General features: G+C 62.0%; 4 protein-coding genes. 1 reads left to right on the top strand and 3 read right to left on the bottom strand.

All coding sequences use genetic code 11. The annotated features are described in order from the left end of the window. Positions 1–85: 85 nt before the first annotated feature. On the bottom strand, positions 86–1,744 hold the full coding sequence (locus RHSP_RS06645) for a winged helix-turn-helix domain-containing protein (protein WP_004111115.1): 1,659 nt from the start codon (positions 1,742–1,744) through the stop codon (positions 86–88). 259 nt (positions 1,745–2,003) lie between these two features. Between RHSP_RS06645 and RHSP_RS06640 the strand changes: the two genes are divergently transcribed. Next, positions 2,004–10,175, top strand: coding sequence for a beta strand repeat-containing protein (locus tag RHSP_RS06640; RefSeq protein ID WP_004111114.1), 8,172 nt, complete (start codon positions 2,004–2,006; stop codon positions 10,173–10,175). Positions 10,176–10,229: 54 nt separating this feature from the next. Here the strand turns inward: RHSP_RS06640 and RHSP_RS06635 are convergent, their stop codons facing one another. Together RHSP_RS06635 and RHSP_RS06630 are read right to left on the bottom strand one after the other, a co-directional pair. Further along, a complete protein-coding gene (locus tag RHSP_RS06635; RefSeq protein ID WP_004111107.1) occupies positions 10,230–10,883 on the bottom strand; it encodes a class GN sortase in 654 nt (217 codons plus the stop codon). Continuing rightward, on the bottom strand, positions 10,880–13,015 hold a 2,136-nt coding region (locus RHSP_RS06630), incomplete at its 5' end, for a marine proteobacterial sortase target protein (RefSeq protein ID WP_037150120.1). The genes RHSP_RS06630 and RHSP_RS06635, both read right to left, overlap by 4 nt.

Raw genomic sequence — 13,015 nt, 5'->3', positions numbered from 1 at the left:
CGCGCGCCTTCTCGACCACGTCTGGCGGTGGGCGCGATACTCAATCCTTGCCAAAACTGGACGCTTCAATTTTGCGGCTGGATCATCACTTCTCGGGCAAGCCGGCCTCAACTATGAGCCTCATAATGCGCTCCTGGGCCTTGAGAAAGACACCGCTTGTGTTGCTGCTGGGCGGCGGCGCGTTTAGCGCTGTCGAACCTGGCCTAAGCTCCATCCCCTTTGCAATGGCTGCCTTTGCCTCGGCTACTCGGCCCAGTTGCTGATAGGCCGCCGCCATCAGAAAATAGGTACGCCCGCTGGCCGGGGTGATCTTGATCGATCGTTGCAGCCAGGGCAGCGCTTCGTCGGCGCGGCCCATAAGCATGCAAGCCCAGCCCGCTCCGATCCCCCATGTCCAGCGCGAGACTTGGGGCGTATCGAAACGGTCCGCTTGCTTGAACGTTGCAAGCGCGTCATCGAAGCGCCCCAAATAGATCTGTGCGAGGCCGGTGAGGTAGAGCGCGCTACCGTCCCAGGGGTCCAGAGCGAGCGCCTTTCCGCATGCCACCAGGCTCTCGGCGAACCGGTTCGTCGCTGAGAGATACCGGCAATGTGTTTCGAGCACCGGGATATAGTCGGGACGCGCGTGCAATGCGCGCTCCATGATTGCGCCGACACCATTGACGACCGTCTGGCGTTCCGTCTCTGGAAACCACGACAACTGAATCCCGCGCAATTTGAAGGCCGCAAGCGCGACGCGCAAATCGACACTGTCGGCGTCGTCCGCAAGAGCCTTTTCCAGCATCGCTTCGGCGGTGCGAAAGCGCTCCAGCGTTGTTTGATTGATCGACGCCGTTGCCTGTTCGATGGCGGCTTTGGCGGTGCCTGTCGGCCCGCCATCCACTGAACGATTGCCCGACGTCAGAAGCGCGTTGATCCGCTGGGCGAGCGCATTGCCGATAGCGGCGGTCAGGCGCGTTCGCTGGAGCTGAGGATCGATATCCGTCAGGTTAACCGATAGGGATGTCGACCATTTGACCGCGCCGGTTGCCGGTTCGATCATGTTGGCGCGCAGGCTCCATGTCGTTTCGGTCTTATCCAATTCGCTGTTTAAGACTAGATCCGCCTCCTTTATGGCCGCGCCAGGCGGAACCACCACGCGGATGGTCTCGATTTTTGCCAACCCGTCCGTCAGGTCACTGATGACGCCGGTTGCCATCCGAGCGACCGCCGCGTCGCCGCTCGCTGTCGCCATGGGCAATATTGCCACGCTCGGTGGCGAAGCCACGAAAACATTGGGAAGCATCATGGCTGGAATTGCCAAAGCCGACACGCCGACAGCTGCTATGGCGATCAGCGCGGCGCGGCGTCGAATCTTGCCGTTGCGCCAACCTACCGTCGGCTCGCTTTCGGTTTGAGATTTGGTTTTCGGAGGGATCGCTTCCTGTGGAGCAGCGTCGGTCGAACCCGACACCTCGGGTTCGAAGAGGTAGCCGCGCCCTGCTATTGCGCGTATCAATTCGCGCTTCTCGTCGCCCAATGCCGTTCGAATTTCCCGAATGCACTGAAACAGGTTGTCTTCGCCGACGTGAACGTCCGGCCAGATCGCTGCCATCAATTCGTGCTTGCTGAGGACCCTGCCGGGTCTCGTCGCAAACAGGCGCAGCAAATCGAATGCCTTCGGCCGCAGCTTGATGGTTTCACCATCGAGCCTGCGCAATTCGGAGCGCTTCTCATCGAGTTCAAAGCCGGCAAATTGGAGCACCGATCCCCCTCTCTCCTGCGATAGTCCCATTCCGGCACAGGGCCACTAATCATGCGACGCGACAAAAAACCATGAATATTGCTGGGTTTCAGCGGAATTTCAGCAAAATTTCAGAGCTTCCGCCACGGCCAATCAGGACGTCTCCCGGCTTGTCCTGACAAAAAGCGCTTGGACGACAACAAATACGGAATCACCAGAATGGCAAGCGGCTTCCGATCGCGATGAAGCCTCACTCTGCGATTTCGGACCGGGGGAATTTATGTCTGCACGAATGTTCTCGAAATCCGCACGCGGCTTCAGAAGCGGCTTGTTTCAGGCCGGGCTGCTGGCCTCGACGGCGCTGGTGCATTCGACGATGGTGCTCGCCCAGTCGCTGCCGACGGGCGGGCAGGTGGCCGCCGGCAGTGCCTTGATCGGGACGCCGTCGGCAGGAGCGCTCACCGTCACCCAGACGAGCGGCAGCGCCGTCGTCAACTGGCAGAGTTTCGATGTCGGCAAGGGCAACCGCGTCACCTTCGTCCAGCCCGATGCCAATGCGGCCATCCTCAATCGTGTGACCGGTCAGACGAACTCGACCATATCAGGTCAGATCAATGCCAATGGCCAAGTCTATCTGATCAATCCGAACGGCATTGCCATCACCAAGACCGGCACGGTCAAGGCCGGCGCCTTCGTCGCCTCGACGCTCGGCATCTCCGATGACGACTTCATGGGCGGCAAACGGAGCTTTAGCGGCAATGGCGCCTCGGCGCCGGTGACGAATGCCGGTGCGATCACCATCAACCGCGGCGGCTACATGGCGCTGATCGGCGGCACGGTCGCCAATTCCGGTGTGATCACCGTGCCGATGGGCAAGGCGGCCCTCGGATCCGGCGAACAGGCGACGCTTGATCTCTCCGGCGACGGCTTCCTGCAGGTGGCGGTGCCGACCAAGGCGGGCGGCAGCCAAGCGCTCGTCAGTAACGGCGGCAAGATTTCTGCCAGAGGCGGCACGGTGCAGCTGACGGCGGCAGCGGCCAAGGACATGGCGCGGCAGGCGGTCAACATGTCGGGGACGATCGAGGCCAAGGGTGTCTCGGGCCGGAGCGGCGACATCGTGCTGTCGGGCGGCGATGGCGAGGTCGCGATATCAGGTAACGTCGATGCCAGCAGCAGGCGCGGCACCGGCGGCAAGGTGCAGGTAACGGGCCGCAAGATCACGCTTGCCAATGCGAAGATCAATGCCTCGGGCAAGACCGGCGGCGGCACGGTCAGGATCGGCGGCAACCGTCAGGGCAAGGGACCGCTGCAGCATGCCCAGACGCTTGATGTCGATGCCAACACCGTCATCCATGCCGATGCGATCACCGCGGGCAATGGCGGCAATGTCGTCTTATGGTCGGACGATCTGACGCGCTTCGCCGGGACGATCACCGCCAAGGGCGGCGCGGTCTCCGGCAATGGCGGCGAGGTGGAGGTCTCGGGCAAGGCAAAACTGTCCTACATCGGCCTCACCGACCTGACGGCGGCGCATGGTTCGTTCGGCAATCTGCTGCTCGACCCCTATAATGTGACGATATCGACGGCGACGGACAGCAACACCTCCGGCTTCACGGCGTCAGGCAATGACAGCATCATCAACGTCAACACGCTCACCAATGCGCTTGCGACCGCCAATGTCACGGTCACGACCGGATCGTCGTCGGATGCCACCAATCCGCAGGCCGGCACCATCACCGTCGCGGCGCCGATCAACTGGAGCGCGCTCACCACGCTGACGCTCGCGGCGGCATCGGACATCAACATCAACAACACGATCACGGCAAATGGCGGCCTCATCGTCTCTTCCGGCGGTACGATTTCTGCGCCGGCGGCGGTCAATGTCGGCGCCTTCGTGCTGGCTGCGGGCAACTGGGTGCAGAACAGCGCTACACTGCCCGCCTTCTCGGCCAAGGACTTCCGCATCACCGGCGGCGCCTCGTTCCTGCGGGTGACGGGCGGCGATGGCACGAGCGCAACGCCCTACACGGTCGCGGATGTCTACGGCTTGCAGGGTATCGGCTCGCGCGGCGCCAATCTCGCCGCCAATTGGATCTTGGCTAACGACATCGATGCCTCCGGCGCCGCGATCTGGAATAATGGCGCGGGGTTCGTGCCGATCGGGAACAGCGCCACAGGTTTCGAGGGCACGTTCGACGGCAACGGTCACACCATTACAGGGCTCGTCATCAACCGGCCATCGGCCAACTTTGTCGGCTTGTTCGGCGATACCAATTCAGGCGCAAGCATTGCAAATATCGGTCTCGTTGGCGGCTCGATCACAGGCAACAGCTATATCGGCGCCCTCGTAGGGTTCAACGACCACGGCAGTATCAGCAATGTCTACGCTACGGGTGCAGTCAGCGGCAGCCTTTCGGCCGGCGGCGTCGTCGGTAACAACTCTGGCGGCATCATTACCAACGCTTATGCCACGGGTAGGGTTAGCGGCTCCTCCATTACTGGCGGCCTGGTTGGCTTCAATAGTGGCACCATGAGCAACGTTCATGCCACCGGTACGGTTAGCGGCTCCCTCTACGTTGGCGGCCTGGTGGGGATGGGATCATCTGGGATCATCACCAATGCCTATGCCACCGGTGCGGTTAGCGGCATCGTCTACGTCGGCGGCTTGGCGGGTCAAAATTTTTACGGAACCATCAGCAATGCCTATGCCAGTGGCGCTGTCAGTGGTACTGCGGGCAATGTTGGCGGTTTCGTGGGCTACAATTTTGGCAGCGGCATCATCACCAACAGCTTCTGGGATACGGAAACCACGGGACAATCATCCGGCGCGGGCACCAATTTGGGCACGCTTTCCGTGACCGGCCTGACCACTGCACAGGCGCGCAATCCATCGAGCTATTCGGGCTGGGACTTCGCCAACACCTGGTATCAGAGCGGCGACATGCGCCCGATCCTGCGCTCGGAAGCAGCTACTGCCGACGCAAACGGCGTCGTCACCATCTCCAACCTGCACCAGCTTGCGCTGATGGGTGCGAATCTTGCAGGCAGCTACAGGCTCACCGGCAATATCGACGCCAGCGCCACTGCCGGCACCAATGCCGCCGATGTCTGGTCGACGAGCGGCTGGGTGCCTGTGGGCGACGACTACACCCAATTCCGCGGCACGTTCGACGGCAATGGCCACACCATCAGCGGCCTCACCGTTTCCTTGGCCGAGAGCCAATCCGACAATTCCCATTATCCGGGTTCTCCGACCTTAGCTGGTTTGTTCGGCGGCATCCTGGGTGGATCGGTTAGCAATGTCGGGCTCGTCGGCGGATCGATCAGCGGCGGTTATGCCGGCGCGCTGGCGGGCGTAAGTGTGAGTACGATAATCAATGCGTATGCGATCGGCGTTACGGTCAGGGCCGGCGCGGGTAAAGCCGGCGGGCTCGTCGGTATCAACGAAGGTACGATCACCAATTCCTATGCCACCGGCTCGGTCAGCGGGGTGAACTCCTCCGTCGGCGGACTGGTGGGTTCTAACCATTCCCAGGGCAGTATCACCAATTCCTATGCCAGCGGCTCGGTCAGCGGCACGGGCAGCCTTGGCGGGTTGACCGGTGACAACTACGGAACCATCACGACCTCGTTCTGGGACATGGACACCACCGGTCAGTCCTCGGCTTGCGGATCCTGTGGGGGTATCGTCTCCGCGACCGGCCTGACCACGGGGCAGGCGCGCGATTCATCCAGTTACGCGGGCTGGGATTTTGCCAACACTTGGTACCAGGCCGGGGATATGCGGCCGATCCTGCGCTCGGAGGCTGCCGCCAACGGCGTCATCACCAATCTGCATCAACTCGCGCTGATCGGCGCGAACCTTAACGGCAACTACACGCTCGCCAACAATATCGACGCCAGCGAGACGTCGGGCACCAACGCCTCCGGCATCTGGTCGACGAACGGCTGGGTCCCGCTCGGGAACTCCAACACTCGGTTCGCAGGCATCCTCGACGGTAATAACCACACTATCAGCGCCCTCACCGTGACCGGCAATGACGATGTTGGTCTGTTCGGAGAGTCGAGCGGATCGATCAGCAATGTGGGGCTTGTTGGAGGGTCGGTCAGGGGCGTCAACTTGTATGTCGGCGCGTTGGTTGGCTTCAACATAGGTTCGATCAGAAATTCCTACAGCACCGCTGCCGTCTCTGGTGGAGGTTTAGTCGGCGGGCTGGTCGGCCGGAACTACTTCGGCAGGATCAGCAATTCCTATGCCAGCGGCGCCGTCAGCGGCAGCCAAGAAGTGGGTGGGCTGGTTGGCGAGAACTACTCCGGCAGGATCAGCAATTCCTATGCCAGCGGCGCCGTCAGCGGTTTCCAACTTATTGGTGGTCTGGTGGGCTATGACCAGGGAGGTACGATTTCCAACGCCTATGCGACCGGATTAGTTGGCGGCAGCTCCGACATCGGAGGTTTGGTGGGTGCCACTGAAAGCGGTTCCAATATCACCAATAGTTTCTGGGACATCGACACCACAGGACAGCCGTCCGGGAATGGTCGCAATCTCGGGACATTTTCCGCAACCGGCCTCACCACAGCGCAGATGGCCGATCCCTTCAGCTTCATCGATGCCGGCTGGGATTTGGCCAATGTCTGGGGCAAATCGACAAGCGGCGCCAATGGTGGCTACATGATGCTGCGCTCGCTCAGCAGCGGGCTCTATGACGACTATGTCAAGATCGGTAACGGCACGCGGAGCTATGGCGACGCCAATTCTGCGATTACCGGCGCGACGCTGTCGGGCGTCGGCACAGGCAATGTGTCGCTTGCCTGGGGCAGCGCGATTACGGGCACGACCAATGCCGGAACCTATAATTATTCCGACCCCGATATCGTCTCGGTGACGGAGAACGGTCCTCGCACGGCCTATATCGATTATAGCGGCGCGCTGACGATTTCGCAGCGCGTGCTGAGCCTGACCGGCAGCCGAACCTATGACGGCACAACCAATGTCGCCGTCGGCAACCTGTCACTCGGCAATCTCGCCAATGGCGAGACGCTGACGCTGACCGGCGTGGGCTCCATGGCCGACAAGAATGCCGGCACCGGCAAGGTGCTGTCGGTTGGCACGCTGGCTCTGGGCAACAGCATCAATGGTGATGGCGGCCTCGCCTCGAACTATACGCTGATCGGCGGCACCGACACGGTCGACATCGCCAAAGCGACGATCTCCGACATCACCGGCATCACGGCAATCAATAGAACCTATGACGGCACGACCAATGCGGCGTTGAACACGGCGGGTGCCGTCTTTAACGGTATGATCGCCGGAGATATTCTGACGGTCAGCGGCGGCACCGGCGCCTTCGCCGACAAGAATGTCGGCACCGGCAAGACGGTCAGCATCTCCTCGCTTTCGCTCGGCGGCACAGACGCCGGCAACTATACGCTTACCTCCGATACGGCGACGGCGACGGCCAACATCACCAAGGCGACGATCTCTGCGATCACCGGCATTACCGTCGGCAACAAGACTTATGACGGCACGACCAATGTGGCGCTGAACACCGCGGGTGCGGGCTTCACCGGCATGGCGGCCGGCGACGCGCTGACGGTTGCAACCTCCGGCGGTGCCTTCGCCAACAAGAATGCCGGCACCGGCAAGACGGTCAATATCTCCGGCCTGACGCTCGGCGGCGCGGATGTCGGCAACTATACGCTTGCCTCCGATACGGCGACGACCACGGCCGATATCGCCAAGGCGACGATCTCTGACATCACCGGCATCACGGCGAACAACAAGACCTATAATGGCAACACGACTGCCGTGCTGAACACGTCGGGCGCGGGTTTCACCGGCATGATTGCGGGTGACGCGCTGACGGTTGCGACCTCCACCGGCACCTTCTCCGACAAGAATGCCGGCACCGGCAAGACGGTCAGCATCAGCAGGTTGTCGCTCGGCGGCACGGATGCCGACAACTATACGCTTACCTCCGATACGGCGACGACCACGGCCGACATCGCCAAGGCCTATGTGTTCTTTGGTGGCACCAGCGTCAACACCAAGGTCTATGACGGTACGACCGCGGCCACCGTCAATATCTACACGATGCCATTTAGCGGCGATGACATGCATGTTGGCTACACGAGCGCCAACTTCTCCGACAAGAATGCCGGCATGTCCAAGACGGTCAGCATCAATGGTCTTTACATAACCGGTGCGGATGCCAACAATTACCAACTTGGCATCACCAGCACGACCAGCTACGGCACCATAACGCCGGCCATCATTACCTCGATCGGCGGCATCACGGCCGGAAACAAGACCTATGACGGCACCACAGATACGAGGCTGGACACGTCCGGCGCCGTCTTCAATGGCTTGATCGCAGGCGATAGCCTGACGGTCGGCACCGCGCTCGGCGCCTTCTCCGACCAAAACGTCGGAGCAGGCAAGAGAGTCAACATCTCCAGCCTGACGCTGGGCGGCGGCGACGCGCGGAACTACAGGCTGGATACGAATACGGCAACGACGCTCGCCGATATCGGCCAGCGTGTCATCAACCTCTCGGGCAGCCGCACCTATAACGGCTCGACGGATCTCGATGCCTCGATCTTCACGTTGTCGAACCTGGTCGGCGGTGAGACGCTAGCGCTGTCCGGCACCGGCACCATGGCCGACAAGAATGCCGGGTCGCGCAAGGGCGTGACGTTTGCCTCGCTGGCTCTGGGCGATGGCACGAATGGCGGGCTGGCCTCGAACTACACGCTGGCCGGCGGCACCGATACGGTCGATATCGCCAAGGCGGTGATCTCCTCGATCGGCGGTATCACGGCCAACGGCAAGACCTATAACGGTATGACCGATGCGACGCTGAACACGGGCCGCGCGGTCTTCAACGGCATGGTATCAGGCGATACGCTTTCGCTGGGCAACGGCTTCAGCGGCACCTTCTCCGACAAGAATGCCGGCACCGGCAAGACCGTCACCATCTCCGGACTTTCGCTCGCCGGCGCGGATGCGGGCAATTATATGCTTACAGCTGACACCGCGACGACACTTGCGGACATCGGCCAGCGCGCAATCAGCGTTACGGCCGATGCCGCCAGCCGTGCCTATGGCGATGCCAATCCGGTCTTCACCTATTCCGTCGCGGGGAGTGGCCTCGTCAATGGCGATACGCTCTCAGGGGCACTCACTACATTGGCCGATCAGCATTCGACCGTCGGCACCTATGGCATTACGCAGGGGACACTCGGCAACCCCAACTATGCCATCAGCTATACCGGTGCGGACCTGACGGTCAGCAGGCGGGCGATCACGGTTGCTGCCAACAATCAGAGCCGTGCCTATGGCGATGCCAACCCGACGCTGACCTACGCGATCGGCGGAGCGGGCCTGGTCAATGGCGATGCGCTGTCAGGCCTGCTTGCGACTTCGGCCACCGGCATCTCGAATGTCGACACCTATCGCATCACGCAGGGGACGTTGGCCGCCTCCGGCAATTACGACCTGAGCTTCACCGCTGCGGACCTGACGGTCAACAAGCGGGCGATCACGGTTGCCGCCAACAATCAAAGCCGCGTCTATGGCGATGCCAATCCGGCGCTCACCTATACGATCGGCGGCGCAGGCCTCGTCAACAATGACAGCCTCACCGGCGGTCTGACGACCTTGGCGACGACTGCCTCGGGCGTCGGCAATCACGCGATCACGCAAGGGACGCTTGCCGCGTTCGGCAATTACGACCTGACCTTCATCGGCGGCAATCTCCTGGTCACGCCGCGCGCACTTGCCGTTGCCGCCAACCGTGCCAGCCGCACCTATGGCGATGCCAACCCGGTCTTCGGCTACACCGTCTCGGGCCTCATCAACGGCGACACGCTGACGGGCAGTCTTGCGAGCTCGGCTGCGACCGGTTCCGGCATCGGCACCTACGCGATCGGTCTCGGCACGCTCGGCAATGGCAATTACGCGATCAACTATACTGGCGCCAATCTGACGGTGATGCCGCGCGCCATCACGGTGACCGCCAACAACGCCAGCCGGTTCAGCGGTGTTGCCAATCCGCTCTTCACCTACACGATCGGCGGTGCCGGCCTCGTCAATGGCGACGGCCTGTCGGGAGTTTTGGCAACAACGGCGGACCGGAGCTCCGCCCCTGGTAGCTATGCCATCACGCAAGGGACGCTCGCCGCCTCGGTCAACTACGATCTCAGCTTCGTCGGCGGCGTGCTGACGGTGACCGCCGCGCCTGCGAACCCGACCATGGAGCTGGCCAGCGTCAACACGCCGCGCAGCTTCGCCCCCGACACGCCGTCGCTACCGCCGGTCGAGGGGCAATCCGGCCCCCCGACCTTCGCCAGCGGTGGGACAGGCAGCCCTTACATCGTCGATCCGCGTTTCGATGGTACTGTCGTCTGCCTTGGTGATGGGGCAGGCTGTGTCGTGCAGCCGGCGCCGTGAGACTGAATTGCCGCAACGAGGGCCTGGACATTTCGAACCACCTTCAAACTGTTCTCATCGGCGTGCAGGTAATGGGTTCTTGCTTCGTCGCGGCGCGGCGCTCTCTTCCAGATCGGCGTAGACCAGATAGCGAAGCGGACCCGATGTCACGGCGTCGAAGGGAAAGCATGTCGCCAGAACGAGATGAACACCCCGCGCGTTCGGATCGATCTCGGCCTCGTCCCAGCGGGCAACGGCCATATGTGTCACGCGGAAGGTGAAGGCCTGGCCATCGCGGCGCGTGATGCGGATCTGATCGTTCTCTTTGATATCTTTGAGGAAAGTGAAGTGAGTGTCGCGGTGTGCGGCATAGACCGCCATGCCTTCCTCGCCCGCCTGCGGCGTATTGTCGAGATGTCCCGGACCGAAGGCGAGAGCCTGGCCGCTTGCGCCCTTGAGCGCTATGGCGGAAGCGCCGAGACGCGGCGCTTCGATGCGCGCCACCGGCCAGGTGTCGGCCCAGCTCCAGGGCTTGACCGGCAAGCCGGAGGTCATGCTCTGCGCGAAGGCGCGCTCGAGCAGAACCTGCGCAATGGCCGCCTTGGCATAAATCCACCCTCCCTGTGCGGCAAGGAACAGGCCGATCGCAATCAAAATGCCGGCAGTGACTGTAATAAGGGAGCGCGCTGGCGCGCTCCCCATGCTTTGGATGCGATCGGCGGCGATCATGCCTTGCTCCTCCGCGATGCGCAGGCCAGAAGCGAAGCCCCGAGCAAGAGAGCAAGCAATCCCTGCAGAATGAGGAGCTGCCCAGGCGTTGCGGTCTGCGGCAGGGGAAGGTTCGCCGCAGGCGGTGCGGAGATCGGTTCGACCTGCATCTCCGCGTTGCCGTCCACATTTTGTATCGTGTCGACCGTCTGATGACGCTTACTGTCGGCCGTTGCATCGCGGGCGGTGCCGATGCCAAGGAGCGTCCTGTAGTCCCAGCCGGCCGGCAGCTGCAGGGGGATATCGGCCTCGGTCAGCGGCGTGTTCAGAGGGCGCAGGCGCTTGGTATCGACGGCGACAAGGCTGGTCAGGCGCGTGACCAGATGGTGATCGAGCGCCAGCTGAAGAATGCGCTTGTCCGCTTCCGCCTGCGTGATCTTGCCCAGGGAGCGATTGACCTCGGCATCGTCGATCTGGCGGCGCGCCCAGATCTTGGAAATGCCCTTGGCGCTGCTTGCCTGATCGAGCGGCAGCGAGATCGTCCACGGCCGGTCGCCGACCATTCCGCTGACGGTCAGGGTGCCGGTGGCTTTGCCCATGCGGGCAGCCAGGACCAGCGGTTCGCCATGATAGATGTCGGGCAGAAGGTTGGGGGACAGGCTGACATTCTTTTCCGAAAAGACCGCCGCGACATCGGTGACGGCTGGGTTTTCCAGCTTGTCGAAGAGGGCGCGCATGCGCTCGTTCACCTCGGCAACCGAACCGATATGGGTGAAGCTGCCGCGGCCGAGTTCGGCGGCATGGGTCATCAGATAGGTGTTCGGCGCGGAACCGATGCCGACCATGAAGATGCGCGAGCGTCCGCGTGACTTTGCGATCGCATCGAGAAGTTGCTGCTCATTGCTGACTTCGCCGTCGGTGAGGAAAACGACCTGACGCAATCCATTGGCCTGATGGCTGTCGTCGAGCGCGGCGTTGAGCGGCGGCAGCATTTCCGTTCCACCGGCAGCCTCCAGACCGATGACGAAGCGGCGGGCCGAAGTGATATTGTCAGCAGTCGCCAAGACCGAATCCGGGAAGAATTTGGTCATCGTGTTGTCGAAGCGAATAACGTTGAAGCGATCGCTCGGTTCGAGCCGGGAGAGAGCATAATCGAGGCTAGCCCTTGCCTGTTGGATCGACGTGCCGCCCATGGAGCCGGAATTGTCGATGACGAAGACAATTTCGCGGCCGGCCTTTTGCGGCGTCGCTACCGCCGGCGGCGTCACATAGGCAAGCACGTAATCATCCTTGCCGACATGCTCGCGGAACAGGCCGACGCTTGGCACATTGCTGGCGATTGCGTTCCATTCGAGAACGAAATCGCGGTCGGCCGCCACATCGCCGTCCAGAACGATCCGCCGTGCGCTATCGTTCAGCCGGTCGATCTTGACCGTATGGTAGAGGCTTTTGATCTCGTCGAGCGGAAAGCCGGCATTGAGATTGACTTTCAGCGTAACAGGGTTGGTGCGATCACTGCCCGGCGCCATCAGGGGCACGGAGACGGGCTTGTCGCCGGCTTTCCGATACTTGCTGTCCTGGGTCCGTCCCCAGCCGGCCTTCAGCTCGGCTTGCTGGCTGATCGGCGATGCATCCTGCGGGGTGTAGCGCGGTGCGACGACCAATGGAACTCGCAGGGAAAAGCGGCCATCCGCCAGGCGTATCGCCTGCTGATATTCGATCTGGACGACGATCTTTTCGTGCGGGCCGATATTGGCGACGGCATTGGTAAAGACGTTCGGCCGCTGCTGTTCCACGAGAGCGGCTTTCTTTCCTTGTTTGCGAGCCTGCTCGTAGATGGCGCGTGCGGCCTGCTTCTCCTTGATGTCGGCGATGACGACCCGATTGCCGACGATCATCTTCAGGGAGTAGACGGCACTGTCTTCCGGCAGAGGGAAAACATAGAGGGCTTCGACCCATTTGTCGGTCGAGTTCTCGAAGGCCTGAGTGAGAACCGCGCGTGCCGTCGGGCCGTTGATGTCGATGTCGACATCGGTCGCAAGGCGTGGTGCCTCGATATATCTGCCGTCCTGCGTCGTCTGCAGGAGAAGGCTGCCGACACCCATCTCGTTCGGCGTGACGAAGGCCGCCGGCTGAGCATGAGATTCCAGGGG

The sequence above is a fragment of the Rhizobium freirei PRF 81 genome (assembly GCF_000359745.1).
GTDB classification, from domain to species: Bacteria; Pseudomonadota; Alphaproteobacteria; order Rhizobiales; family Rhizobiaceae; genus Rhizobium; species Rhizobium freirei.
The sequence above is the reverse complement of the archived record's forward strand: the minus strand, read 5'-3'. Positions and strand labels throughout refer to the sequence as shown.